Here is a 25,849-nt window from a genome sequence, read left to right as displayed (position 1 = left end):
GGGGTGCGGGTGCATCGGGGGGCGTCATGCAAGGCCGTACAAGTCGTTCCGTGCGGTGCACAAGCACCCCAAAAGCGGGCTCACCGCTGATCGGAAGCGCCCTTCACCTCGTCCTTCTCGTGCAGCTCCACCAGATCGAGAGCCGGCGGCACCGGACGGTCATCGGCCTCGGCATCCGGCGGAGGGCGACGCAAGTACAGCCGGTCCGACCACGTGGCCAGCCAGCTGGGCTTGAACGCCACGAAGATGGCCGTCCACATCCCGGTAAAGAAGCCATCGCCCCAGGCCAGCAGCCAGCGCGCCACCATGGACGAGAACTCGTCACTGCCATGCCCCAGCCGCATGCCGGCCCACTGCGCCAGCGCCCCGCTCAGGAACAGGCAGATCACCGTCGTAAGAAAGCCCCGGCCCAGAATGTAGACGAACAGATGCTCGCCCAGCAGGCGGCGCACCAACGCCCCCAGCAGCATGGCAAAGGTGGCCGGTGCCATGCCCAGCCACAGGATGCTGTCGAACACGTCTGGCCACGGCTGCGGCACGAACCATCCCGACAGCACGCCCACCAGGCACAGCACCGGGATGGCCAGCGGCCAGCCCAGCATCAGCAGCACCAGACAGGCCCCCGACCATTGCAGCTGCACCGGCGCAATGTGCAGGCGCGGCAGCGCCCACATCCAGGGCAGGAGCACCAGCGTTGCCAGCACCGGGGTCAGCAGTGCGCCCCCCCGCAACATCCGCCAGGGACGCAGAGCCAGCGAGATGCCCAGCGCAATCAGAACGATGTAGAAAGATCCGTGCATGCCTCTATTGTCCGAGTATGGCCAGCGCCACACAAGCGGCCCCCAGACCGCCCGGGCCGCGCCAACCGCATGAGCTACCCGGCCCCTGCTGCAACAGCGGCCCACCCTTCCCCGGCTTGCTCGTTGACATGCGGGCAGGTTCTGGCATAATCCGATGTCTTGACCGCAAGGACACGGAGAGGTGGCAGAGTGGTCGAATGTACCTGACTCGAAATCAGGCGTACCGGTAACGGTACCGTGGGTTCGAATCCCACCCTCTCCGCCAGAACATGAAAACGGCCCCTGATGGGGCCGTTTTTGTTTTCGCGGCTTCGATGGATGAACGTGTCAGCCGGACCAAGGTGCTCAGCCGGCGTGACCATTCATGATGAAGCGCTCCTTGGATCCGTCACACGCGACGGGCCACGCCTATCCGGACCACCACAGCCATTTCCCGTGGAGCAGTACGCCTCCCAGGTAGCAGCAGACGACGAAGCCCACGAAACGGAGGATGACACCCAGGCTATGGCAGAAAAGCATCCGATCGATATCGGCGCGCGTTGCTTTGGATCTTGCAATTGCTTCATCAGCTCTCCGAAGGAGGTCTGACTGCTCTTCGTTTCGTGGGTCCATGCCGTGCCCTAGTCACCTTGCCTTGGGCGGGCATTATGAAGGACGTGGTGCGCGTGATATCCACGGTATCAGACAAGCGGCCTCGCGACCCTGAATAAACGACCGCATGAACATCCTGACCTCCCCGATTGCGCATGGCAGGCGCATGCGCCTCGGCTTCTTACTTGCGCACACCGGCCGGTCGCGCCGACATTTCCACACCAAGCGCTTTCATCACTGCCAGCGGGGTGCGCAACGTAGGGTTGCCTTCCTCGCTGAAGGAGCGATAGAGCTGCTCACATGACAGCCCGGTCTGGCGCGCCAGCTCGCTCATGCCCTTGGCGGGCGGCACTGGCCACGCTGCTCTGTACCGGAAAGACTCAAAACAGAAACGGCCCCTGATGGGGCCGTTTCCGCTTCCATGATGCTGCGCCTCAGGGCTTCAGCACTTCCACCCCGCCCATGTAGGGCTGCAGCGCCTTCGGAATGCGCACCGAGCCATCGGCCTGCTGGTGGTTTTCCAGCACGGCCACCAGCGTGCGGCCCACGGCCAGGCCGGAGCCGTTCAGCGTGTGCACATGCTCAGGCTTCGCCTTGCCCTTGCCGCCCTTGCCTTCGGCATCGGCTGGGCGGAAGCGCGCCTGCATCCGCCGGGCCTGGAAGGCCTCGGTGTTGGAAATGGACGAGATCTCCCGATAGGCCGACTGCCCCGGCAGCCACACCTCCAGGTCATAGGTCTTGGCGGCCGAAAAGCCCATGTCACCCGTGCACAGGGCCACCACCCGATACGGCAGCTCCAGCGCCTGCAGGATGGCTTCGGCATGGCCCACCATCGATTCCAGCGTCGCGTAGGAGTCCTCGGGGCGTGTCACCTGCACCATTTCCACCTTGTCGAACTGGTGCTGGCGGATCATCCCGCGCGTGTCACGGCCATACGAGCCCGCCTCGGAGCGGAAGCACGGCGTATGCGCCGTCAGCCGCAGCGGCAGCGCCTCGCCCGGCAGGATCTCACCCGCCACCAGGTTCGTCAGCGACACCTCGCTGGTCGGAATCAGGTACATCGTGGCCGGCACCGCCTGACCCGAAGCCTCCTGCCCGGCCTCCGTCCCGGCCGCCGGTCCCTGGTCACCCAGTTTCTGCACCCGGAACAGGTCTTCCTCGAACTTGGGCAGCTGCCCGGTGCCGAACAGTGCGGAAGCATTCACCAGATACGGCGTGTAGCACTCGGTATAGCCATGCCGCGTGGTGTGCATGTCCAGCATGAACTGGGCCAGCGCCCGATGCAGGCGCGCCACGCCGCCGCGCATCACGGTGAACCGTGCGCCCGAGAGCTTGGCCCCTGCGGCTGCGTCCAGCCCCAGCGGCTCGCCCACGTCCAGATGGTCCTTCACCGCGAAGTCGAAGGTGGCCGGCGTGCCCCAGCGGCGCACCTCCACGTTGTCGGCCTCGCTGCGGCCCACCGGCACCGACTCGTGCGGCAGGTTGGGCAGGCTGGCCAGCAGCGCATCCAGCGATGCCTGCACCGACTCCAGCTCGGCCGGAATGCCGGCCTGCTCCTGCGTCACGGCGTTGACCTCGGCCAGCAGTGCGCTGGCATCCTCACCCTTGCCCTTGGCCTGGCCAATCTGCTTGGACAGCGCATTGCGCTGCGCCTGCAGCGCCTCGGCACGCGTCTGCAGCGCCTTGCGACGGGCCTCCAGGGCCTCGTAGCCGGCGCGGTCAAAGACGAACCCGCGGGTCTTGAGACGACTTTCCACTTGTGCGGCGTCTCGGCGCAATGTTTGAATATCGATCATCCCGCCATTCTAGTCGCTTGTCGGCCCATTCAGGCGCTGCCGCTGCCCGTCGGCTGCACCCAACGTATCATCTTCACCAAGGAAAGGCCTGCCGGGCCCAGGCCTGCCGGGGCGTGACCCCGGCACGGATGTCCAGCCTCTCCCCCATGCCGGGACATGGAGGGCCAGGACTGCTCGGCGCCTTTCCGAGGGCTTGTCCGGATCTCCCCGGGGGGGATCGGGCATAATGCCCGCAGCGCCGCCGGCCGGGACCGGCAGGTGCTGGTCTGCGCCCCTGCATCACCCGAATGCCCGATCCGGAGGAAACCGTGTCATCGAAACCCCAGTTTCGAGCCCCGAAACGCCGAACCCTGCAAGCCGCGGGTCTCGGCGTCCTGCTGCTGGCAGGCTGCAACGTCATCAGGCCCGCAGCCCTCGATACACACCCGTCCATCCTGTTCGTGCACGACAACGGCGAAAGCGCCGCCAGCTGGCAGACCATGCTGTGGCGCTTCGAGTCCAACGGCTGGCCCACCGCCAAGCTGCACACGCTGAATCTGCCCTACCCCTACGCGCGTGACGACGACACCCAGCCCCAGGCCGGCCGCAGCAGCAGCGCCGACTACATGGCCTACCTGAGAGCCGAAGTCGCCGCCATCAAGGCCCGGGACAAGACCGACAAGGTCATCCTCATCGGCAGCGGCCGTGGCGGCAACGCCATCCGCAACTACATCCAGAACGGCGATGGCCAGGCCAGCGTCAGCCACGCCATTCTGGCCGGCACGCCCGCCCATGGCGTCTGGGCCGTCAAGGGCCTGCGCGAACAGAGCGAGTTCTCGGGCCTGTCCAACTTCCTGAAGGGCCTGAACCGGCCCAAGGACGCCCAGGGCAACGAAGTGCCCACCGGCATCCAGTGGCTCACCCTGCGTTCCGACAACAACGACAAGTACGCCCAGCCCACCGGCGAGTGGATCGGCAACCCGCTGCTCAGCACCAACATCCGCCCCGAAAGCCAGGCACTCAAGGGCGCCCGGAACCAGATCCTGCCCGGCGCCGACCACCGTGAAGTGGCCCATTCCGCGGCAGCCTTCAGCGTCATGCATCAGTTCATCACCGGCAAGGCGCCTGCCCAGCCCGAGATCGTGGCTGAACAGGACGTCACGCTGGATGGCATGGTCAGCGGCGTGGAAGGCCAGAACGGCGGCTTTCCCACCAACTTGCCGCTCAAGGGCGCTCAGGTCGAGGTCTACACCGTCGATGCCAACACCGGCATCCGCACCAGCCAGACCCCGGTCCACAGCCAGCGCACCGGCACCAACGGCCGCTGGGGCGGCTTCCAGGCCAGCGGCAGCCAGACCTATGAATTCGTGATCAGTGCGCCGGGCTACCCCACGCACCACATCTACCGGAGCCCCTTCCCGCGCAGCAGCGACATCGTCAACTTCCGCCTGCAGCGGATCGTGCATGCCGACCCGGACGCCCGGGCCATGGTCATCATGAGCCGGCCGCGCGGCTACTTCGACGTGCGCCGCGACACCATGTCCTTCGGCCGCGCGGTTCCGCCCCCGGGCATTCCGCCCCGTGGCGCTGCGGGTGTCTCCACCTCGCGCATGAAGTCGCTCAGCGACACGCCCGAGACCGTCGTCGCCCGCTTCAACAACGAGCGCATCGCCGGCCGCACCTGGCCGCTGGCCGACAAGCACGTCGTCATTCTCGAACTGACCGACTGAACCGTTTCCGACCTGCACGCCCGGGCCATTCCTCATGCCCGGGCAGGACACGTCGTAAGGCCAAAGGCGGGCGGCCCATGCCCGCCCGGATCATACCTTCGGTCATGGCCTGCCCAGCCCCACCTTGGGCCCCCTGCGCCCAGACCACTTCCCCAAGGGTTAACCCTTCCTCGCACGCGCCGAGGGAGGCGATGAGTGCTGCAGAGCAATATACTGGAAGCAAAACGACATCCAGGGCTTCCAGACCATGACCACCGCAGCACGCACGGCCACCCCGCTCGACCCCAGCAGCACCCGCCGGGTGGACGACACCCGCATGAAGGCGATACGCCCCCTCATCACCCCGGCCCTGCTGCAGGAATGGCTGCCTGCCCCCGACACCACCACCCAGCTTGTCGAGGACAGCCGTGCAGCCGTCTGCCGCATCCTCTCCGGCCAGGATGATCGCCTGCTGGTCGTCGTCGGCCCCTGCTCCATCCATGACCACGCCCAGGCCATGGACTACGCCCGCCAGCTCAAGGCGCAGGCCGACGCCCTCTCCGACGACCTGCTCATCCTGATGCGTGTCTACTTCGAGAAGCCCCGCACCACCGTCGGCTGGAAGGGCTACATCAACGACCCGCACATGGACGACAGCTACGCCATCAACCAGGGCCTGGAAATGGCCCGCAGGCTGCTGCTGGACGTGCTGCAGCTCGGCATGCCCGTCGCCACCGAATTCCTCGACCTGCTCTCGCCCCAGTTCATCAGCGAACTCATCAGCTGGGGCGCCATCGGCGCACGCACCACCGAAAGCCAGAGCCACCGCCAGCTGGCCAGCGGCCTGTCCTGTCCCGTGGGCTTCAAGAACGGCACCGACGGCGGCGTGAAAGTGGCAGCCGACGCCATTCTGGCCGCCCAGGCCTCACACGCCTTCATGGGCATCACCAAGATGGGCGTGGCCGCCATCTTCGAGACCCACGGCAACCCCTACTGCCACATCATCCTGCGCGGCGGCAAGGCCCCCAACTACAGCGCTGCCGACGTGAATGCTGCCTGCCAGCTGCTGGCGAAGAACGGCCTGCGCGAACAGGTGATGATCGACTTCTCGCACGCCAACAGCAGCAAGCAGCATCGTCGCCAGATCGATGTGGCCCAGGACGTGGCCGGCCAGATCGCCGCAGGCGATGCCCGCATCACCGGCGTGATGATCGAGAGCCACCTGAACGAAGGCCGGCAGGACATTGTGCCCGGCCAGCCGCTGCAATACGGCGTTTCCGTCACCGACGCCTGCCTGAGCATGGAACAGACCATTCCCGTGCTGCAGACACTGGCGCAGGCGGTGCGCAAGCGGCGCCAGACACAGGGACGGTAAAGCGGTTCAGGCCCTTTCAGTCGCGACAGGGCCGTGCAGGGGCAACGCGGCCCCTGCAACATCGAAAAGCACCTGAAACGAGCTGCTCTACTACTTGCTCTACTGCTCTTCCTGGTTCGATACCGTATCATGAGGCGACGCAGTGCTTCTTGCCTTGCTTCTTTCACGACGCCGAGCCTCCGCATCCCACGCCCGCAGCTGCGTCAGCTTCTCGCCGATCTTCAGCTCCAGCCCGCGCGGCACAGGCTTGTACCAGCCCGGCTCGCGCATCCCTTCCGGCAGATAGGTTTCACCGGCGGCATAGGCATTGGGCTCGTCATGCGCGTAACGATAGGCATGGCCGTAACCCAGCTCCTTCATCAGCTTGGTGGGTGCGTTGCGCAGGTGGACCGGCACCGGTCGTGACTTGTCCTTCTTCACGAAGGAAGCCGCCTGGTTGTAGGCCATGTAGCCTGCATTGCTCTTGGCCGCCATGGCCAGATAGATCACGACCTGCCCCAGGGCCAGCTCGCCTTCGGGGCTGCCCAGGCGTTCATAGGTGGCCGCCGCATCGTTGGCCAGCTGCATGGCGCGCGGGTCTGCCAGCCCGATGTCCTCCCACGCCATCCGCACGATGCGACGTGCCAGGTAGCGCGGATCTGCTCCGCCATCCAGCATCCGGCACAGCCAGTACAGCGCTGCATCCGGGTTGGATCCCCGCACCGACTTGTGCAGGGCCGAGATCTGGTCATAGAAGCTGTCGCCGCCCTTGTCGAAGCGCCGCGCATTCAGGGACAGCGCCTGCTCCAGGAAGGCCGGCGTGATCTGCGCCACCCCGGCTGCCCGCGCGGCAGTTGCCGTCTGCTCCAGCAGGTTCAGCATCCGTCGCGCGTCGCCGTCGGCATAGCCCACCAGCGTGTCGATGGCCGCCGGCTCGAACTCCAGTTCCGGCAGTGCGCGTGCCCGCGCTCGCTCGACCAGGGCCTTCAGCTCCTCATCGTCCAGCGACTTCAGCACATAGACCTGAGCGCGCGACAGCAGCGCGGAATTCACCTCAAAGGACGGATTCTCGGTCGTTGCCCCGATCAGCGTGATCAGCCCTGATTCCGCATAAGGCAGCAAGGCATCCTGCTGCGCCTTGTTGAAACGGTGGATCTCGTCGATGAAGAGGATGGTGTGCCGTCCCGCCTGCAGGTTGCGCTCAGCCTGCTCCATCGCGGAGCGGATATCCTTCACCCCCGAAAAGACAGCCGACAGCGCAATGAATTCATGCCCGAAGGCGTTCGCCGTCAGCCGTGCCAGCGTGGTCTTGCCCACACCCGGCGGCCCCCAGAGGATCATCGAATGCGGCTGCCCCGACTCGAATGCCAGTCGCAGCGGCCTCTCCGGTCCCAGCAGGTGCTTCTGCCCGATCACCTCATCCAGCGTCGCCGGCCTCAGCAGCTCGGCCAGCGGCACGCCACTGCTGTTTCCGGTCGCAGCCCCTCGTGCCTGGGTGGCGGTCTGAGCCTCAACCTGGGTCTGTGTCCGCGATTGCAGCGGTACCTGTTCCGGCACCGCCTCGGGCAGATCGTCGAACAGATCACCATCCATCACGCTTGCTCCCTGATGCGCCAGTCACTCCAGCACATCCACGCCGGCCGGTACCTTGAAATGGAAGCGCTCAGCCGGAATCCGCTCATTCGTGGCCAGCTTGGAAAACTCGAAGCGATTGATCTGCCCAAATGCATCCACCACCTCCATCACCACCGGCAGCCCGTCCCGCATCCCGATCCGGATCCGGTCAAAACCGCTGTCGGCCGAGCGGGGCACCGCTTCCACCCAGGCGACCCCGTTGTACTGGCCCACTTCCGACAGCTTGAACGCCTCGTCCAGATCGCCCACGCCGAACAGCACCGCCGCCGGCGTGGCCTGGATCGCTTCGCTGGCCTCGCGGACCGTCACCTGCCGAAGTCCTTCATCGTAGAAATACAGCTTCTTCCCGTCCGTCACGATCAGCTGCGGATCAGGCTTGTCGATTTCCCAGCGGAAATTGCCCGGCCGCGCGAACGCAAAGCTGCCGCTGGAACGCGCCGCACCGCCGCGCCCGCCACCTGCCAGCTGCGTCTGCACGAACGTGCCCGTCGCGGCCGGCGTTCGGGTGGCAAAGCGCCGCAGCTGGGCGATTCCCTGCCCCTGGGCTGCCGTCATCCTGGAAGCCGCCGCCTTCCCGGCCCCCGCGGTTCCATCAGCCGCCTGCACCTCCATCACCTTCCCGGATGGCAGCACCGTCGTCTGAGCCTGAACGCTCCCGACACCCAGGCTGCCCGCCACCATCAGCGACAGCACAAGCCCTGTCCGTTGCCTTTCAGCAACAGGGTGCGCACGCCCCTGAAACGATCGGAAAACACCGGAAATACCGGAAACAATGACAGAGAAGCGAGAGATGTCAGGCATGGATCCAGGTAGAAAGTGAGCGAATGGTCTAGCTTAACAGACACTCCTTGACCCCCATCAAGCCAACAAACCCGACCATCCCCCTAGGCCTCTGATCCTCCCTGATAATGTGAAAAACTATGTCACTCACAGGACAGGGAGCCTCATGCATACAGCAACGGCAGACATCATCGTCCTCGGGGGCGGCGGTGCCGGATTGCGCGCCGCCATCGCGGCCGCCGAACTCAACCCCGGGCTGGAGATCGCACTGGTCTCCAAGGTTGTTCCCATGCGTTCACACACCGTCGTGGCCGAAGGCGGCTCGGCGGGTGTCATTCGCCCCGACGACAGCCTGGACAACCACTTCGACGACACCGTCTCCGGCGGTGACTGGCTCTGTGAACAGGACGTGGTCGAATATTTCGTCGAGCACTGTACCGAAGAGATGGTCCAGCTCGAGCAATGGGGCTGTCCGTGGAGCCGCAAGGACGACGGCAGCATCAACGTCCGCTACTTCGGCGGCATGAAAACCCCGCGCACCTGGTTCGCCGCCGACCGCAGCGGCTTCCACATCCTGCACACCCTCTTCCAGACCTCGCTCAAGTACCCGCAGATCCGGCGCTACGACGAGTTCTTCTGTACCGACCTGCTGGTCGAGGACGGTCGCGTGCGTGGCGTGCTGGCCGTCGAGATCGCCAGCGGCGAGCGTCTGGCACTCTTTGCCAATGCCGTGGTCATGGCAACCGGCGGCGCAGGCCGCGTGTTCCGGCAGAACACCAACGCCGGCACCCTCACCGGCGACGGCATGGGCATGGCCTACCGGGCCGGCGTGCCGCTGCGCGACATGGAGTTCGTGCAGTACCACCCCACCTGCCTGCCGGGCTCCGGCATTCTCATGACCGAAGGCTGCCGCGGCGAAGGCGGCATCCTGGTCAACCGCGACGGCTATCGCTACCTGCAGGACTACGGCCTGGGCCCGCTGGACCCCTGGCCGCGTCCGAAGGCGATGGAGCTTGGCCCGCGTGACCGGCTCTCGCAGGCCTTCTGGCACGAGCGCCAGAAAGGTCGCACCGTCGACACCCCCCATGGCCCGGCCGTCCACCTGGACCTGCGCCACCTGGGCGAGAAGAAGATCCACGAGCGCCTGCCGCTCATTGCCGAGGCCGCCGAGACCTTTGCCGGCGTCGACCCGGTGAAGGATCCCATCCCCGTCTGCCCGGCCGTGCACTACACCATGGGCGGCATCCTCACCGACGGCCGCTGCCAGACCCCCATCCAGGGGCTCTTCGCCGCCGGCGAGTGCTCCAGCGTCGGCATCCACGGCGCCAACCGCCTCGGTTCCAACTCGCTGGCCGAGCTGCTGGTCTTCGGCCGCCTGGCCGGTGAAGGCGCGGCCACCGTGGCTGCCGAGCGCGGCCGTGGCAAGGCTGACACCGCCATGCTGAAGCAGGCCGAAGATGCCGAACGGCGCATCCTGGCCTGGCTGGATCCGGCCCGTAATTCTGGCGCCGGTGCCGAGCGGCCCGCCACCATCCGCGACGAGATGCGGGTGGCCATGGAAGACGGCGTGGGCATCTACCGCGACGAGAAAGGCATGCAGGCCACCTGCGACAAGCTGGCCGAACTGCGTGAACGTTATCGCCGCGTGCGCATCGACGACCACAGCCTGGCCTTCAACACCGACTGGCTCACCACCCTGGAGCTGGGCTACTCGCTGGAAGTGGCGCAGGCCATGGCGCATTCGGCCCTGCTGCGCAAGGAATCCCGGGGCGCCCACCAGCGACTGGACGGCTACACCGAGCGTGACGACGCCCAGTTCATGAAGCACTCGCTGGCCCACTACACCGGCGATGGCGCCCCCGACATCACCCTGCAACCCGTGGTGATCACCAAGTCCCAACCCCGTGCCCGCGTCTATGGTGGCGCCGGCAAGAAAGCGGAGATGTCCTGACCATGACGACAGCCACCGTGACAGCAATGGAAACCCTGCAGGAAACCGTCCTGCGCCGGGTGCGGCACGACGAGACCGAGGCTGCCGGACACCAGCGGCCCGCCGCGTCCAGCGCCGCGGCCCCGGCATCGGCCGGCAGCGCGCCCCAGTCCTCGACGGGCCAGGCCGCAGCAGCCACGCATGGTCAGCGTGCGGAGACGCGCACCATCACCATCGAGTGCATGCGCTACAACCCCGACACCGACAGCGCCCCGCGCTACCAGTCGTATGAAGTCCCCTTCACGCACGACATGTCGGTGCTCGATGGCCTGCAGTACATCAAGGACCATCTGGATGGCACCATCACCTACCGGTGGTCGTGCCGCATGGCGGTCTGCGGCAGCTGCGGCATGATGGCCAACGACATGCCGGTGCTCAGCTGCCAGGCCTTCCTGCGCGACTACTACCCCGGCACCCTGCGCATCGCGCCCCTGTCGCACTTCCCCATCGTGCGCGACCTGGCCGTGGACCAGAGCGACTTCCTGGCCAAGCTCGAGCGCGTCAAGCCCTACATCATCACCGAAGAGCCCAGGACGCCGGCAGACGGTCCCAATCTGCAGACGCCTGCGCAGATGGACCAGTACTACCAGTTCTCGCAGTGCATCAACTGCATGCTGTGTTATGCCGCCTGTCCGCAGTACGGGCTCAACCCCGAGTTCACCGGCCCTGCTGCGCTGGCGCTTCTGCAGCGCTACAACGCCGACTCCCGGGATGAGGGCAAGGCCGAGCGCATGCCCGTCATCAACGCCGAAAGCGGCGTCTGGGGCTGCACGCTGGTGGGTGAATGCTCGGTGGTCTGCCCCAAGGGTGTCGACCCCGCCCGCGCCATCAACCTCAACAAGGTCAACTCCACCCAGGACTATTTCTTCCGCTTCCTGATGCCCGGCGCCAAGAAGAAGGCGACGAACAAGGCCCCGCAGTAACGGCGGGGGCGGCCCTGTCCGCCCCCGGGAAGCAATCGACAGAAACCGCATTGGAGTCCGAAGACCATGAATCAACCCCGACGCAGAGTCGCTCCCCTACGACAGGTCAAGACCTACCACCGTCCCATGGCGGGCTGGTACATGCACGGCCGCAACACCTACAAGCGCTACATGGTGCGTGAGCTCACCTCGGTGGCCGTGGCCTACTACGCCCTGCTGGTGCTGTATGGCCTCTTCCAGCTGCACGCCGGTCCCGAAGCCTTCGACGGCTTCATCGCCAGCCTGCGATCGCCGCTGTGGATGATCATCAATCTTGCCACCCTGGCCCTGGTCACCTATCACGCCATCACCTGGTTCCTGGTCATGCCCAAGACGGCCCCGCTGCTCTTCATCAAGCGCCGGCCCGTGCCCGACAAGCTGATCGTCAATGGCGCACTGGTCGGCTTTGCCGGTGCCAGCATCGTCCTGCTCGCGCTCTTCCTGCTGACGGCGCCCTGATCACGCCACGCGCGGAAAGACCCTTCACAAGCCCAAGACAACAGACAGGCAGTTGACCATGACCCCATCCCATACCGTCGACGAAGCCCCGCTCAAGCGCACCCACGAACCCATCGTCTGGTCCCTGTTCGGTGCCGGTGGCGTGCTTTCGGCCATGTTCGGCCCCATGCTCATCCTCGTCACCACCATCCTGGTGCCGCTGGGCATCCTGCTGCCCACCGGCACGCTCAGCTACGCCCGTGTGCTGGCCTTCGCCCAGTGGTGGCCCGGCAAGATCGCCATCCTGGCCGTGGTGGCACTCTTCCTCTACCACGCCATGCACCGTCTGTGCCATTCGCTGCACGACCTGGGCTTTCACACGGGCACGGGCGCCCAGATCGTCTGCTACGGCTTTGCCACCGTCATGTCCGGCGTCTGCGCCGTGCTGCTGCTGACGTTCTGAGGTGTTCCATCCGGGCTTCCCTCACGGCAGGGAAGCCCTTCCGAAGCCTGGACGGAGACGCCAAGCATGGGGGCAGATTCCCATGGGGAGGCAGACCCCCATGCGGGAGCAGAAGAGTTCCCGCGGCCCCCTGTCGGGAAGATTCCAATGGCCTTCCGACAGCCCCTGTCATCTGGACAGGGGCCGGAATGCTCAGAAGGTGTAGTGGAGCCCCACCACCGCCGTCACGCCCGAGCTGTCCCGCACGATCGGGCTCTTCTTGATCTTGCTGGAAAACCGATGGTACTCACCGGCAACCAGCGTCGCCCAGTGCTCGTCGATCACGTGCGTCCACTGGGCACCCAGTGAATACGCATACACGCCGCTTTCAGCATTGAACTGGCCATAGCGGCTGCGCAGTGACTGCTCCGGGGTCACGCCAAAGTACGTCTTGTTGTAGTCCTTGTCCCCGAACATGGCCGACAGCCCAAGTTCCACCTGGTCGGTTTCCGTCGTCCACGGCCGCAGGGCCAAGCCGGTCGTGTACTGGTTGCCGCGGTGCTTCTGCCCCGAAATGGCAAACTCTCCGCCCACATTCACCGCCAGCCAATCGGCCACGTCCTGCGAAAGCTCCACGTCGATGGTGGCACTGCGCTTGATCTTGCCCAGGCCCTGAAGCTTCTCACTGCCACTGCTCCAGTAGTTCCCACCCCCGTCCTTCTCGGAACGGCCGGGATCGTAGGAGAGCGCCGCACTCATGTGCAGTCCGAAGGGCGTGCTGTACTCGGCACCCAGCCCGCGCATCGAATCCAGGAAGAAAGGTCCGTACTTCACCGAGAAGATGCCCGACAGGCCTGTTGCCGTCTCGTCAGACCCCAGGTAGCGCGGCCCGGTGGCCAGACCCACGCCCAGCGCGAACTGGACCCCATCCTTCGGCGCCGCCGCCGGATTCTGGATGGGTCCCCGATCCTGCTTGATGCCCGTGCCCGCGTCGGATTCAACCTGACCAGCCGCGCTCGCCTCGCCCCCTGATCCCGGAGCCTGCAGTGTGCCCTGTTCGCCAGACGGCACGCCTTCCGCGCCGTAGGAAGGTGATTGGCCATAGGCGCCACCTCCACCAACCTGACCTGAATACCCGCCGTCCTGCGCCCAGGCGCCAGTACTCAGCAGGCCAAGCCCGCCCAGCACCACACACAGCTTCTTCATGCCAACGATACGAGATAGGACATTCATGACAACCAGACCTCCAGAAACGCAATACCCCTTCATGGCTGCCATTTCATCGATCCGTCATGTCGCCTGAAGCAAGGCTGGATCGGCCCCGCCGGGCCAGCGACATGGAGATTGCAGCCCGCGAAGGGCAAAAGGTCGATTGTCACACGCTGCAAACAGCGCAGCCGCGCCGCCCTCCCGCGGACCCGATAAAACAGGTAGGTCAACGCAGACCCGGGAGGCAGCGTGCTTCATATCAGGCCGTCTGCCCGTCGGCTGAACGCGCAGAGGCATCGGCCCGGTCAGTGCAGGATGCCGGGCAGAAGCGTGACGGGTGGAAATGATGGGGACGGGGCCCGGCCAGGCTACCGGGCTATCAGGCTGCCGGACGGACTGTCGGCAGCCCGGGCGCGCATCAGCCCTCTGCCTCGCCCCGCCCCCCATTGACCGGGACCAGGATGTCCCGGTTGCCGTTGCTGGTCATGGGCGAGACGATGCCGGAGCGCTCCATCTGTTCCAGCAGGCGGGCAGCGCGGTTGTAGCCGATGCGCAGGTGACGCTGCACCAGCGAGATGGAGGCGCGACGGTGCTGCAGGACGATGGCAACAGCCTGGTCATACATGGGGTCGCTTTCGCCGTCCATGCCGGCTTCGGCCAGGGTGCTGGACAGGCCTCCGAAGCCGACGGCGCTGCCGGTGTTGGTCTCTTCGGGAACGCCGCCTTCGAGGATGCCTTCGATGTAGTCGGGCTCGCCGCCGACTTCGCGCCAGCTGGTGACGACCTTGTGGACTTCGTCGTCGGCGACGTAGGCGCCGTGAACGCGCTGCGGCAGGTTGGTACCGGCAGGCAGGTAGAGCATGTCGCCCTGGCCCAGCAGGGTCTCGGCCCCCATCTGGTCAAGGATGGTGCGCGAGTCGATCTTGGAGGAAACCTGGAAGGCAATCCGCGACGGGATGTTGGCCTTGATGAGGCCGGTGATGACGTCGACGGAAGGCCGCTGGGTGGCCAGGACAAGATGGATGCCGGCGGCACGGGCCTTCTGCGCCAGACGGGCGATGAGTTCCTCGATCTTCTTGCCGACGACCATCATCAGGTCGGCCAGCTCGTCGATGACGACGACGATGATGGGCAGCTTGGAAAGCGGCTCGGGTGCGTCCGGGGTCAGTGAGAAGGGGTTGGGGATGAACTCTTCGCGCTTCTCGGCATCGGCGATCTTGGCGTTGTAGCCGGCCAGGTTGCGCACGCCAAGCTTGCTCATCAGCTTGTAGCGACGCTCCATCTCGCCAACGCACCAGTTCAGGGCGTGGCCCGCCTGGCGCATGTCGGTCACGACGGGCGCCAGCAGGTGGGGAATGCCCTCGTAGACGCTCATCTCCAGCATCTTGGGATCGATGAGGATCATCCGGACCTGGGAGGGGTCAGCCTTGTAGAGGATGGACATCAGCATGGCGTTGATGCCCACGGACTTGCCGGAGCCGGTGGTACCGGCCACCAGCAGGTGGGGCATCTTGGCCAGATCGGCCACGACCGGGTTGCCGGCGATGTCCTTGCCCAGCGAGACGGTGACGGGGGACTTGGCGTCGACGTAGACGCGCGAGCCGATGATCTCCGAGAGGCGCACGCCCTGGCGGCGGGGGTTGGGCAGCTCCAGGCCCATGAGGTTCTTGCCGGGGATGGTCTCGACCACACGCAACGAGATGACGGAGAGCGACCGGGCCAGGTCCTTGGCCAGGTTGACGATCTGGCTGCCCTTGACGCCGGTGGCGGGCTCGATCTCGTAGCGGGTGATGACGGGGCCCGGGTAGGCATGGACCACGGTAGCCGAGATGCCGAAGTCGGACAGCTTCTTCTCGATGAGGCGCGAGGTGTATTCCAGCGTCTCGGGCGACATCGTCTCGACGGTGGCCGGCGGCGCATCCAGCAGCGCCAGGTCGGGCAGCGGGGAATCTTCGCCCTGGTGACGGTACACCGGGGCGGGCTGAGGCTTGCTGATGGTGGTGCTTTCACGCACGGGTTCGCGCTGGACCCCGACGGTCTGGCCGACGTAGGCGTTGCCGTGCGATGCGCCGCCATGCGAAACGTTTGTGGTGGGTGCGTGGCTGGCACCGAGGGACTGGGCTGCGCCCTCCGATCCGCGCCCCGAAGGGGCAGGATGCGGTTCCTGCCATGCTGCGCCTGCGGTGCCGCCGCGGGTGGCAGGCATGTCGGGATCGTCATCCAGCCCGGGCTCGCCAAAGCCGGCAATGGTAGGCTCGACCGCGCCATGGCGATCGGTGACGCCTTCACGGCCACCGGAGACGGCGTCCTTGGCAGCGCCGGCGACGCGACTCAGCAGGCCGCCGAACAGGCCTCCACGGGCCGGGGTCTCGTCGGCATCTGCCGCGCCCGCGAGGTGACTGCCCGGTGCGCCATCGGCATCATCAGGGTCGGCGGCATGCACGCCCTGCCCCCCTTGGGCCGTTCCGGTGACAAGACCATCCAGGCTGGACGATGCGCTGGCCATGCTGCCGACCACGGCATCGGGAGCACCAGCATCGCGGCTGCTGCGCCCTGCCCTGCGGCCCTGAGCCGGCAGGGTATCGTCATCCAGATAGATGTCGTCTTCGTCGGGTTCGTCGGCGCTGGCGGTGCTGCCCTGGGTCAGTCGGGCAGGACGGATCAGCGGCGCACCGCTCTCGTCACCGTCCAGGTCCACGGGCGCACGCCCCAGCAGGTTGCCCCGCTGACGGGCCGCACGCGCACCAGCCTGACGATCGGCACGAGCAACGAGTTTCTGACGGATGTAGTCGACGCTGCCTTCCAGGACGGCCCCGGTGCGCTCGAAAATGGACATCCAGGAGACGCCGGTGGCCAGGCTGAAGCCGATGGCAATGAGCAGCAGAAGCGCCAGCGTGCCGCCGACGGCTCCCAGCATGACGTGGACGGGCCCGGCAACCAGTGCCCCCAGCAGCCCCCCGGGGGCCAAGGGCAGATTGGCGCTCAGGTTGTAGAGACGCGAGCCTTCCAGGGCGCTGCACCCGACCAGCAGCAGGATGAAGCCGATCCAGCGTTCCCAGGCAAAACGGGAAGGCGGCAGGGCCTCCGGCGTGTCGGCGCTCTGGCTGACCGTGCGGGCGCGACTGACCGGCTTGGCATCGGCCAGCGGCAGCGTGCGCGCCAGCTGGGCTTCCTGATGCAGCCGCCGGTAGCTGGCCAGCACCCGCAGCATGAGAAAGAACGAGAACAGGTAGGCCGAGAGCCCGAACAGGTACAGGATGAGGTCGGCAAACCAGGCACCGATGCGCCCGCCGAGGTTGTGGACCTGGCGGGTGGTGACGGCGTGCGACCAGCCCGGATCGACCGGGTTGTAGCTGAGCAGGATCAGAAAGAGAAAGATGGCAAGGAAGCACAGGACGATCCAGCGGGCTTCCCGCAACAGGCGGATGGCCCGCCCGGAAAGCCCGATGTGCCGACTGGCCCAGTGTTCATTGGCGGTTGCCTGAGCTGCGCTGCGCGCCATCGTTCCCTTGTCCTCCGGAAATTGGGTGGAACCCCTGATCATACCGCCTTGACCGGGGACGGGACGAATCCTCCGGGGGTTTCGGTCGTGTGTGGGCTATCGTTCAGGCCAGATAGCTGCTGAGTTTCTCGCGCAGCAGCACCTTGCCCTCGGGTAGCGGCACGATGTAGCCCTCGGTTTCCAGACCCTTCATGACGCGCGAGACCATCTCGCGGGAGGCACCGATCATCTTGGCGATCTCCTGGCGCGGCAGACGGCTGCGGATCATGCGTTCCTCGCCGACCTTCTCGGACATGTCCAGCAGCACGCGGGCAACACGGCCGTAGACATCCAGCAGCGCCAGCGTCTCGATCTTCTTGTCGGCCTCACGCAGGCGGCGTACCAGGCCGGCCATGATGCGCAGGGACATCTCGGGGCTGGAGAGCATCATCGACTTGAAGCTCTCCTTGTTGATGGCCATGAAGTCACTGGTGTCGATGGTGATGACGCTGGCCGAGCGCGGCGAGTCGTCGATCAGGCTCATCTCGCCGAAGCACTCGCCCGGGCCGATGACGGCCAGGATGACTTCCTTGCCCTCGGTGTCGGAACGCTGCACCTTGGCGCGGCCCGACAGCAGGATGTAGAGGGACTGCGAAGGCTCGCCTTCGGTGACGATGACCCGGCCCCGGGGGAAGTTGCGGCGGACACTGCCGGCGGCCAGACGCTCGATCTGCTGCTCGGTCAGGCCGGAAAACAGCGGTACCCGCCGCAGGAATGCAATGTTCTGCTCTTGTGACATGCCAGTTCTCGATGGTTCCAGGTGGCCAGGTGTTCCGGATAGGCGTCATGGATCGGTTGTGCTGCCGTTGTGGCAACAACAGGAACCTGTCCGGAATGCCCCCTGGATGTATGAAAGTTGAAAACGACGACCTTCGCCTTCAGGTACATGCCGATAGCTTCTTATAATTTCCGTCCGGCGGTCGATGGGTCCGACACCTACGGCCTTCTGGCCGCCCAGTGGTTGTTTTTTTGGAATTTCTGCAACGTTCAGCCAAGGAGAGCCTCTCGATGAGCGCCCCACGTCATACCCGTCTGCTGATCCTGGGCTCCGGCCCGGCCGGCTACACTGCCGCCATCTATGCGGCGCGCGCCAACCTGAAGCCGCTGCTGATCACCGGCCTCATCCAGGGGGGACAGCTGACCACGACGACCGAGGTGGACAACTGGCCTGCCGACGTGAACGGGGTCCAGGGCCCTGAGCTGATGGCGCGCTTCCAGGCCCACGCCGAGCGCTTCGAGGCCGAGCTCGTCTTCGACCACATCAACAAGGCCGACCTGTCTCAGCGCCCCTTCGTGCTGACGGGTGACAGCGGCACCTACACGTGCGATGCGCTGATCATCGCCACCGGGGCCTCGGCACGCTATCTGGGTCTGGAGTCCGAGACGGCCTTCGCCGGCAAGGGCGTCTCGGCCTGCGCCACCTGTGACGGCTTCTTCTATCGCAACCAGGAAGTGGCAGTGATCGGCGGTGGCAACACGGCCGTGGAAGAGGCGCTCTACCTGAGCAACATCGCCAGCCGCGTGACGGTGGTGCACCGGCGTGACCGCCTGCGCGCCGAGCCGATCATGATCGACCGGCTGATGGAAAAGGAAGCCGAGGGCAAGGTGCGCATGCTGTGGGACAGCGAGCTGCAGGAAGTGCTGGGTGATGCCAGCGGCGTGACCGGCATGCGCGTGAAGAACAACAAGACCGGCGAGGAAAGCACGGTGCCGCTCACCGGCGTGTTCATCGCCATCGGCCACACGCCCAACAGCGAGCTGTTCACGGGCCAGCTGGAGATGAACAACGGCTACATCCGCACGCGCAGCGGCCTGGACGGCAACGCCACGGCCACCAGCGTGCCTGGCGTGTTCGCCGCCGGCGACGTGCAGGACCACGTCTATCGGCAGGCCATCACCAGTGCAGCCACGGGCTGCATGGCAGCGCTGGATGCCCAGCGCTACCTGGAAGGCCAGGACTGATGCCGATCCGGCTGCGGCTGGAGGACCTGGGCAGGCTGGCCGGCGAGATGAAGGCCCGGGCCGCCGCCGAGCGCGCCCAGGCCGAGGCTCGGCGGCGCGAGGCTGCGCGGCTCAAGGCCGAGTCGGAGGTCTTCCGGCGCGAGGTGGCGGACGTGACGCCCCTGCGGCCCACCGGACGCCGCGAGCCGGAAACGCGCCACCGCTCGCCTCAGGCACGTCAGCGCCAGCAGGACGAGCAGCAGGCGCTGGCGCAGTCGCTGTCGGACGAGATCGACATCGAGCAGCTGCTGGAAGCGGACGAGGCGCTTTCCTTTCGGCGCGCTGGTGTGGGGCAGGATGCGCTGGCGCGGTTGCGCCGGGGACACTGGACGGTGCAGGCCCAGCTGGACCTGCACGGGCTGCGCACCGATGAGGCGCGCGAGCAGGTGGTGTATTTCATCAGCCAGGCACGCCGGAACGGCTTGCGCTGCGTGCGGGTGATCCACGGCAAGGGGCTGGGATCAGAGGGGCGCCAGCCGGTGCTCAAGGACAAGGTGCTGCGCTGGCTGCCACAGCAGAAGGAGGTGATCGCCTTCTGCCAGGCACCGCCCTCCATGGGAGGCAGCGGCGCACTGCTGGTGCTGCTGCGGCAGGCCAGCCGGCCGCAGGAGGCGGGCTGATCAGACGGCGGCTTCGTCGATCTCGCCGGTCCGGATGCGGATGACCTGCTCGACGCTGCGCACGAAGATCTTGCCGTCGCCGATGCGGCCCGTCCGCGCGGCCTTGACGATGGCGTCGATGACCGCATCAAGGTTCTCGTCGGAAACCACCACGTCGATCTTCAGCTTGGGCAGGAAGTCGACCACGTATTCGGCGCCACGATACAGTTCGGTATGCCCTTTCTGGCGCCCGAACCCCTTCACTTCGGTGACCGTCAGGCCAGTGACACCGACCGCGGCCAGGGCTTCACGGACTTCATCGAGTTTGAACGGCTTGATGATTGCCGTGATCTCTTTCATGAATCTCTCCAATTCGTTGTAGGCCGGGACGTTCAGGCTGTCGACACGTTACCCGGCTAGCCTAACCCCTTTCAGGTGCCCTGTCCGCTGACTGGTTCACGGAAAGCCGATGTAATGGGATAGCGCCAGTCACGACCGAAAGCCCGGGCCGTGACGCGCGGCCCCACCGGTCCCTGCTGACGCTTGTACTCGGCCAGCCGCAGCAGACGGACCACCTGGGCCACGGCGTCGACCGGCAGCCCGTCAGCCACCAGCGAGGCAGCCGGGCGATCTTCTTCCATGTAGCCCTGGATGATGCGGTCCAGCACATCGTAGGGTGGCAGGGAGTCCTGATCGGTCTGGTCTGGGCGCAGCTCGGCGCTGGGCGGCCGGGTGATGATGCGCTCGGGAATGACGGGGGACTGGGTATTGCGCCAGTTGGACAGTTGATAGACGACCGTCTTGAGCACATCCTTGAGCGGTGCAAAGCCCCCGGCCATGTCGCCATAGAGGGTGCTGTAGCCGACGGCCAGTTCGGACTTGTTGCCGGTGGTGAGCACCAGCCAGCCCGTCTTGTTGGAAATGGCCATCAGGAGCGTGCCCCGGATGCGGGCCTGGATGTTCTCTTCGGTCAGATCCTCGGACAGGCCGGCAAAGGTGCTGGCCAGCGTCCCGCGGAAGGCATCGAAGCACGGTGCAATGGGCAGCACCTCGTGCTTCACCCCCAGCCGGGCCGCCATGTCCTTGGCATCGGCCAGCGAAATGTCGGCCGTATAGGGCGACGGCATCATGACGGTGCGCACCCGTTCGGCCCCCAGCGCATCCACCGCCAGGGCCAGCGTCAATGCGGAATCGATGCCACCCGACAACCCCAGCACCACCCCGCCAAAACCGTTCTTGCCAATGTAGTCGCGGATGCCCAGCACCAGGGCCTGATAGATCTCGGGCAGACGCTCCAGCGCCGGGGCCATGCTGCCGGCAAGTGCCAGTGCACCATCGGCGCCCCGTTCGACCGTGACCAGCAGCAGATCCTCGACAAAGGACGGAGCCCGGGCTGCCAGACGCCCCTGGGCATCCAGGGCCAGACTCTGACCGTCAAAGACGAGCTCATCCTGACCGCCCACCAGGTTGCAGGCCACGACAGCCATGCCCTGTGCACAGACATTGCTGCGCAGCGTGTCGACCCGCAGGTCGCCCTTGGCCGACTGGAACGGCGAGGCATTGAGGCTGAGCACCAGCTCCGCCCCGGCGGTCCTGGCGCGAGCCGGTGCAGCCGGCAGCCAGGTGTCCTCACAGGTCAGCAGTGCACAGCGCACGCCCGCCACCGTGAAGACAGTGGCATCGGCCTGCGGCTGGAAGTAGCGCGTCTCGTCGAAGACCCCGTAATCAGGCAGCTCGGCCTTCAGGTATTCCGCCACTTGGCGTCCCTGATGGAAGACACCGGCGGCACTGTGGCGCCGACCTTCGCGCAGCACCGGATACCCCACCACCCAGTGCAGTCCCGGCTGCTCTGCCGAGGCCTGTCGAATGGTCTCGACGGCCGCATCGACCTGCTGCTGGAAGGCGGGCCGGAACAGATTGTCCCCCGGCAGATAGCCGCACAGCGACAGTTCGGGGGTGAGCAGCACCTGGGCGCCCTCCCCAGCTGCGCGCGCCGCAGCGGCGATGATGCGTTCGGCATTGCCGGCCATGTCACCCACACGCTGGTTCAGCTGGGCGCACGCGATCTTCAGGCTCATCAAGGGGTATCCGGGGACGGGGTGGGAGGGACGCGATCAGGCCGACTTGTGGGCCTTGCCGCGCTCGATGCCGGCCAGGATTTCCTTGGCAGCGGCCTCGGGGCCTTCCCAGGCACCGACCTTGACCCACTTGCCAGGCTCCAGGTCCTTGTAGTGCTCGAAGAAGTGCTTGATCTGGGCCAGCACCAGCGGGTTCAGGTCATCGGCCGTCTTCACGTTCTTGTTGGTGGCCAGCAGCTTGTCGATGGGCACGGCCAGCAGCTTGGCATCGCCACCGCCCTCGTCTTCCATGTTCAGCAGGCCCAGGGCGCGGCAACGCACCACGCAGCCATGCACCAGCGGGTACGGCGTGATCACCAGCACGTCCACCGGGTCACCATCCTCGGCGATGGTCTCGGGGATGTAGCCATAGTTGTGCGGATAGCGCATGTTGGTGGCCACGAAGCGGTCCACGAACAGGGCACCCGTCTCCTCATCGACCTCGTACTTGACGGGATCGGAGTTCATCGGGATTTCGATGATGACGTTGAATTCTTCGGGCAGCTTCTTGCCGGGACCGACGCGATCGAGATTCATGATTTCCTGTCTGTGGAAGGAGTTGAGGAAGAGGAAGTGGCTGTCGCACCGGACGAGGGCCGGGATGCGGCAGGGGTGCCTGTCGTGCCCGCAGCGGGGGTCTGCGCCGTGCTGGCTGAGGCGGTCTGCGCCGTGCTGCCTGGGGAGGTCTGGGCGGACGACGGTGCAGCACCTGAAGCCGGAGACATCGAAGCCGGCGTCGTCGCCTGCGCCAGGGTGCCGCGGGCGGCCTCGACTTCCTGGGCCGAGGCCTGCAGCGGCGCCCCGCCCTGTCCCAGCGGGGCAGTGTGGGCAGCGGACTGACCCTGCAGCCGGGGCGCGGGGATGTCCGGCGGCAGCGGCGAACTGCCGCTTCGCGACCCCGCGCCGGCACCGGCTGCACCCGGCAGCGACGCGGCGCCGATCGGCTCAGGCAGCGGGGGCCGCTCGCCCAGCGACAGCCGTGCCGCGTACTGGAACTGCAGCGCGGCTTCCTGCGGACGACCGACCGATTCATAGAGCTGGGCCAGGGCAACCCGTGCCGAGACGGAATCACCCGCCAGCAGCGAATCCACCAGGTAGCCTTCGGCCTTGCCCCACAGGCGCTCGGATGCGCAGATGCGTCCCAGCATCTCCAGCAGCCGGGGCTTCTCGCCGTGGCGCAGGCGCCAGCGTTCCAGCTGCTCCAGCCGCTGGCGAGCCGGCAGGGCCTCCAGGGATGCATAGGCTTCCAGCACGCCCTCGTCATAGCCCTCGTCAAGCAACCCGATGCCGATGCGACGCGCATCGCCCGTGGCATTGGCTTCCGCCAGGGCCGTCATGGTGGGAGCGGCCAGCATGCCCTTCTTGCGTTCATCGGCCGAGAGCGACTTCCAGAGTGCATTGAGCGCCTCGGCATCGCCGGCCCGGCGCGCCAGCAGCTGCCGATAGGCCGACAGTCGCAGGTTGTCCGCCTCATTGGCGGCCAGCTTGCCCCGACGCGTGAGCTGACGGACCGTTTCCAGCACCTGATCCCAGCGACCAGCCTGGCCATAGCCAGCCAGCGCCGTCTCCAGCGCGGCCACCTGCTGCTCGCCCCCGGCCGTGATCTGGCCGACGGCCATCAGGGCCTTCTCGGGCTGGTGATCTTCGAGGGCAAACTCGGCGCGCGCCATCAGGGCCGCATTCTTGCCACCCCGACGCACGGCCTGGCGCGTCCAGTCGTCACGGCGGGCATAGTTGCCCAGCCGGTGGGCCGAGAGCGCGGCCAGCAGTGCTGCCGCCGCACCCTGATCCTTGCGGTTACCTTCGGGCGTATGGGCCAGCACCGCGGCCGACAGCCGCTCGGCGCGCTCGAAACGCCCTTCAAAGTGGGCCAGCACGGCCTCCTGCAGCGAGCGGTTGTTGCGTTGCAGACGGCGCTGCTCGCGTTTGCGACGGATGCGCTGGGGCAGCCCCAGCGTGCGCAGCACCAGCAGCAGGGCCAGATGCAGGATCAGGAAGCCGATGATCAGCAGCACCAGCAGCATGTTGCTGGAGAGCTCGATCTGGTACGGGGGCCAGGTCAGCGTGACGTTGCCGTGATTGCCCTGGAAGAACAGGGCCAGGACGACGGCGCCGGCAAACGCCACCAACAGCCAGATTGCGTTACGGATCATCAGAATCGCTTCTCGCTTTCAGCCCGTGCCGCGGCCAGGGCCGCCATGCTGTCGGACAGCGTGGGCAGCTTCAGCTGCAGCGGCTCGGATTGCAGTTCGGTCAGGAGGTTGATGGAGGACTTGACCTCGGGCTTCTCGACATCGAAGAAGCGCTGGATGGTCTCGACGCTCTTGGCCAGGTCCTGCCGGAACAAGGCTTCGTTGCGGTTGAGCAGGTTGATGCGCGCGCTGAGCAGCTGCAGGCGCAGGCCCTGACGAATGCTGCGCTTCTGGTCCGGACCCAGCAGGTAGCGATCGGGCTCGTCGATGCGACGGATCTTGACCAGGCTGGTGAACTCCTCGTGTGCCGCGGTGGCTGCGCGCGAACCGGCGCCCAGCAGATCGTGATACCACCGTTTGAACTTGCCGGAAAGACTGTCGTCGGTCGGCTCATCGGCCACCGGCGCTTCGGCAGGCTCCTCCTCGGGGGCCGCTTCCTCGGTGGCGGCCGGTGCCATGGCCAGACCGCCAGGGGCGTCGGCCGCCGGGGCGTCCGGATCCCCCAGGAAGGGCAGCGTCTCGACGCGCGACAGCACCTCGTCCATGCGGGCCACCGAACGGACCAGATCGACTTCGGGCAGCGACTTCAGCTTCTCGATGTCCTGCAGGATGACGCGACGCAGGCCGATGGCCTGGGACTGTTCGCTGTCGGCCAGCTGCTTCTCGGCACCTTCCAGCGCCAGCAGCGCCCCCTTCACGTTGCCCGACACCGCCAGGTGCTGGTTGGCCAGCGTGATGGCGCGCTCGACTTCGGCCAGGCGGGCATCGCCCCGGACCCGGGCCACGTCGTCATAGAGGGCCTGCAGCTGCTCCTGCTGGGCCGAGGACTCGGCCACACGGGTTTCCAGCGCATTGCCACGCGTCTGCAGCTGCTGCTGGAGGTCGCGCAGCTGGCGGACCTGTTCCTCCAGGCTGGCAGCCCGGCTTTCGGATTCCTGCAGGCGCAGGGCATTCTGGCGCTCCTGTGCCAGGAAACGCTGCTGCATGTACCACCAGCCCGCAGCGGCCACGATCACGACCAGCACGGACACGGCCAGCCAGCCCCAGCCGCGCCGCTGCACATAGACGGTCTTCGGCTCGTCACGGCCCGTGCTGCCCCCCGAATTGGTCTTGATGGAGGGTTCGGAAACGACCAGACCGGTGCCAGAGGCTGCCGCACGCAAGGGGCTGGGGGCTGCAGGGCTGGGGGCCGCAGCGGCGCCCTTGCCGGCCTCGGCGGGCTTGCTGCCGGCCGGAGACGCCGAAGCCGCGGCAGGCGATGCCGTGCCGGGCGCAGACGCTGCAGGGCCGGACGACGTGCTGCCGGCCGTGGCCGACGGGGTCTTGCCGAGAGCGGATGCGGCCGATGCGGGGCTGGCCGAGGCAGAGGAAGGGGTCTGACCGACCGTGCGGCCCATGGGGGGCGTCACGGAGATCTGCTTTCCCGATGCGGGTGCGGGAGGTGCCGGCGGCTTGCCGGTACCAGCAGCTGCGGCGGGGCGGGAGGATTCAGCGGGCTTGCCACTGCCGGCCTGGCCGGCAGCCGGCGTCTTGCCGGCAGGCGCACTGGCGGACGATGCCGTGGCGCCGGATGACCCCGGTGCGCCACGCTGCGGGCTGTTTTGCTGCTCGGAACTCAAGACTTCGTATCCTCAGGAATGGATGCGCCCTGCCCCAAGGCCATCAGGGACGGTGGCGCTGACGAGGCCCGAACACGATGCCGGCTGCTGGGCAG

Annotated in this window: 20 protein-coding genes, 1 tRNA gene and 2 pseudogenes; 9 read left to right on the top strand and 14 right to left on the bottom strand. The window is 66.5% G+C overall.

What is annotated here, in order from left to right; all coding sequences use genetic code 11:
* Window positions 1–80: 80 nt before the first annotated feature.
* Window positions 81–800, bottom strand: a complete 720-nt coding sequence (locus tag EL249_RS08165; protein WP_005673191.1) for a hypothetical protein — start codon at window positions 798–800, stop codon at window positions 81–83.
* A 175-nt stretch (window positions 801–975) separates the two neighbouring features.
* Here EL249_RS08165 and EL249_RS08160 point away from each other — a divergent pair.
* A tRNA-Ser gene (locus EL249_RS08160) sits at window positions 976–1,065 on the top strand.
* A 507-nt stretch (window positions 1,066–1,572) separates the two neighbouring features.
* On the opposite strand, the gene EL249_RS08155 is transcribed toward EL249_RS08160, so the two are convergent.
* Both EL249_RS08155 and serS read right to left on the bottom strand, forming a co-directional pair.
* Window positions 1,573–1,743, bottom strand: a complete 171-nt coding sequence (locus EL249_RS08155) for an addiction module antidote protein (protein WP_005673192.1) — start codon at window positions 1,741–1,743, stop codon at window positions 1,573–1,575.
* An 82-nt stretch (window positions 1,744–1,825) separates the two neighbouring features.
* Window positions 1,826–3,187, bottom strand: a complete 1,362-nt coding sequence (serS, locus tag EL249_RS08150; RefSeq protein WP_005673193.1) for a serine--tRNA ligase — start codon at window positions 3,185–3,187, stop codon at window positions 1,826–1,828.
* 287 nt (window positions 3,188–3,474) lie between these two features.
* Between serS and EL249_RS08145 the strand changes: the two genes are divergently transcribed.
* On the top strand, window positions 3,475–4,896 hold the full coding sequence (locus EL249_RS08145) for a hypothetical protein (RefSeq protein ID WP_005673195.1): 1,422 nt from the start codon (window positions 3,475–3,477) through the stop codon (window positions 4,894–4,896).
* 247 nt (window positions 4,897–5,143) lie between these two features.
* On the top strand, window positions 5,144–6,250 hold the full coding sequence (locus EL249_RS08140; protein ID WP_005673197.1) for a 3-deoxy-7-phosphoheptulonate synthase: 1,107 nt from the start codon (window positions 5,144–5,146) through the stop codon (window positions 6,248–6,250).
* 99 nt (window positions 6,251–6,349) lie between these two features.
* Here the strand turns inward: EL249_RS08140 and EL249_RS08135 are convergent, their stop codons facing one another.
* Together EL249_RS08135 and lolA are read right to left on the bottom strand one after the other, a co-directional pair.
* The gene (locus tag EL249_RS08135; protein ID WP_005673198.1) at window positions 6,350–7,822 is read right to left on the bottom strand and encodes a replication-associated recombination protein A; all 1,473 of its coding nucleotides are present in this window, start codon (window positions 7,820–7,822) and stop codon (window positions 6,350–6,352) included.
* Between the two features lie 24 nt (window positions 7,823–7,846).
* The gene (lolA, locus tag EL249_RS08130) at window positions 7,847–8,557 is read right to left on the bottom strand and encodes an outer membrane lipoprotein periplasmic chaperone LolA (RefSeq protein WP_050781826.1); all 711 of its coding nucleotides are present in this window, start codon (window positions 8,555–8,557) and stop codon (window positions 7,847–7,849) included.
* A gap of 253 nt (window positions 8,558–8,810) precedes the next feature.
* Between lolA and frdA the strand changes: the two genes are divergently transcribed.
* The 4 genes from frdA (at window position 8,811) to frdD (ending at window position 12,497) form a co-directional block, all read left to right on the top strand.
* Window positions 8,811–10,595, top strand: coding sequence for a fumarate reductase (quinol) flavoprotein subunit (frdA, locus tag EL249_RS08125; protein WP_005673200.1), 1,785 nt, complete (start codon window positions 8,811–8,813; stop codon window positions 10,593–10,595).
* A 2-nt stretch (window positions 10,596–10,597) separates the two neighbouring features.
* Window positions 10,598–11,557, top strand: a complete 960-nt coding sequence (locus tag EL249_RS08120; RefSeq protein ID WP_267878738.1) for a succinate dehydrogenase/fumarate reductase iron-sulfur subunit — start codon at window positions 10,598–10,600, stop codon at window positions 11,555–11,557.
* 66 nt (window positions 11,558–11,623) lie between these two features.
* Window positions 11,624–12,055, top strand: coding sequence for a fumarate reductase subunit C (locus tag EL249_RS08115; RefSeq protein WP_050781828.1), 432 nt, complete (start codon window positions 11,624–11,626; stop codon window positions 12,053–12,055).
* A gap of 58 nt (window positions 12,056–12,113) precedes the next feature.
* Window positions 12,114–12,497 carry a fumarate reductase subunit FrdD gene (frdD, locus tag EL249_RS08110; RefSeq protein ID WP_005673203.1) on the top strand — a complete coding sequence of 128 codons (384 nt, stop codon included), beginning with the start codon at window positions 12,114–12,116 and terminating at the stop codon, window positions 12,495–12,497.
* Window positions 12,498–12,689: 192 nt separating this feature from the next.
* On the opposite strand, the gene EL249_RS08105 is transcribed toward frdD, so the two are convergent.
* The 4 genes and pseudogenes from EL249_RS08105 to EL249_RS08095 all read right to left on the bottom strand — a co-directional run bounded on the left by EL249_RS08105 (window position 12,690) and on the right by EL249_RS08095 (window position 17,965).
* A complete protein-coding gene (locus tag EL249_RS08105) occupies window positions 12,690–13,709 on the bottom strand; it encodes a MipA/OmpV family protein (RefSeq protein ID WP_170169604.1) in 1,020 nt (339 codons plus the stop codon).
* Between the two features lie 394 nt (window positions 13,710–14,103).
* A pseudogene (locus tag EL249_RS13795) lies at window positions 14,104–15,636 on the bottom strand (DNA translocase FtsK); the annotation flags it as partial.
* Between the two features lie 873 nt (window positions 15,637–16,509).
* Window positions 16,510–17,187: pseudogene (locus EL249_RS13790) on the bottom strand (DNA translocase FtsK 4TM domain-containing protein); the annotation flags it as partial.
* A gap of 103 nt (window positions 17,188–17,290) precedes the next feature.
* Entirely contained in the window at window positions 17,291–17,965 is a 675-nt protein-coding gene (locus EL249_RS08095) for a Crp/Fnr family transcriptional regulator (RefSeq protein ID WP_005673207.1), read from the bottom strand.
* Window positions 17,966–18,234: 269 nt separating this feature from the next.
* On the opposite strand from EL249_RS08095, the gene trxB reads away from it, so the two are divergent.
* Together trxB and EL249_RS08085 are read left to right on the top strand one after the other, a co-directional pair.
* Window positions 18,235–19,188 carry a thioredoxin-disulfide reductase gene (gene trxB, locus EL249_RS08090; RefSeq protein ID WP_040529782.1) on the top strand — a complete coding sequence of 318 codons (954 nt, stop codon included), beginning with the start codon at window positions 18,235–18,237 and terminating at the stop codon, window positions 19,186–19,188.
* On the top strand, window positions 19,188–19,847 hold the full coding sequence (locus EL249_RS08085) for a Smr/MutS family protein (protein WP_005673211.1): 660 nt from the start codon (window positions 19,188–19,190) through the stop codon (window positions 19,845–19,847). Before trxB ends, EL249_RS08085 begins: the two co-directional genes overlap by 1 nt.
* Here the strand turns inward: EL249_RS08085 and EL249_RS08080 are convergent, their stop codons facing one another.
* From EL249_RS08080 to EL249_RS08060, 5 genes are all read right to left on the bottom strand, one after another.
* A complete protein-coding gene (locus EL249_RS08080; RefSeq protein WP_005673212.1) occupies window positions 19,848–20,186 on the bottom strand; it encodes a P-II family nitrogen regulator in 339 nt (112 codons plus the stop codon). It lies immediately after the preceding gene.
* A gap of 71 nt (window positions 20,187–20,257) precedes the next feature.
* Window positions 20,258–21,904: an NAD+ synthase gene (locus EL249_RS08075; RefSeq protein ID WP_005673215.1), complete on the bottom strand. Its 1,647-nt coding sequence runs from the start codon at window positions 21,902–21,904 to the stop codon at window positions 20,258–20,260.
* A gap of 36 nt (window positions 21,905–21,940) precedes the next feature.
* A complete protein-coding gene (gene ppa, locus EL249_RS08070; RefSeq protein ID WP_005673217.1) occupies window positions 21,941–22,480 on the bottom strand; it encodes an inorganic diphosphatase in 540 nt (179 codons plus the stop codon).
* On the bottom strand, window positions 22,477–24,096 hold the full coding sequence (locus EL249_RS08065) for a heme biosynthesis HemY N-terminal domain-containing protein (protein ID WP_005673219.1): 1,620 nt from the start codon (window positions 24,094–24,096) through the stop codon (window positions 22,477–22,479). Before EL249_RS08065 ends, ppa begins: the two co-directional genes overlap by 4 nt.
* The gene (locus EL249_RS08060; protein ID WP_040529784.1) at window positions 24,096–25,754 is read right to left on the bottom strand and encodes a uroporphyrinogen-III C-methyltransferase; all 1,659 of its coding nucleotides are present in this window, start codon (window positions 25,752–25,754) and stop codon (window positions 24,096–24,098) included. Before EL249_RS08060 ends, EL249_RS08065 begins: the two co-directional genes overlap by 1 nt.
* Between the last annotated feature and the right edge of the window lie 95 nt (window positions 25,755–25,849).

Source organism: Lautropia mirabilis (assembly GCF_900637555.1).
Taxonomy (GTDB): domain Bacteria; phylum Pseudomonadota; class Gammaproteobacteria; order Burkholderiales; family Burkholderiaceae_E; genus Lautropia; species Lautropia mirabilis.
This window is presented reverse-complemented; position numbering and strand designations above follow the sequence as displayed.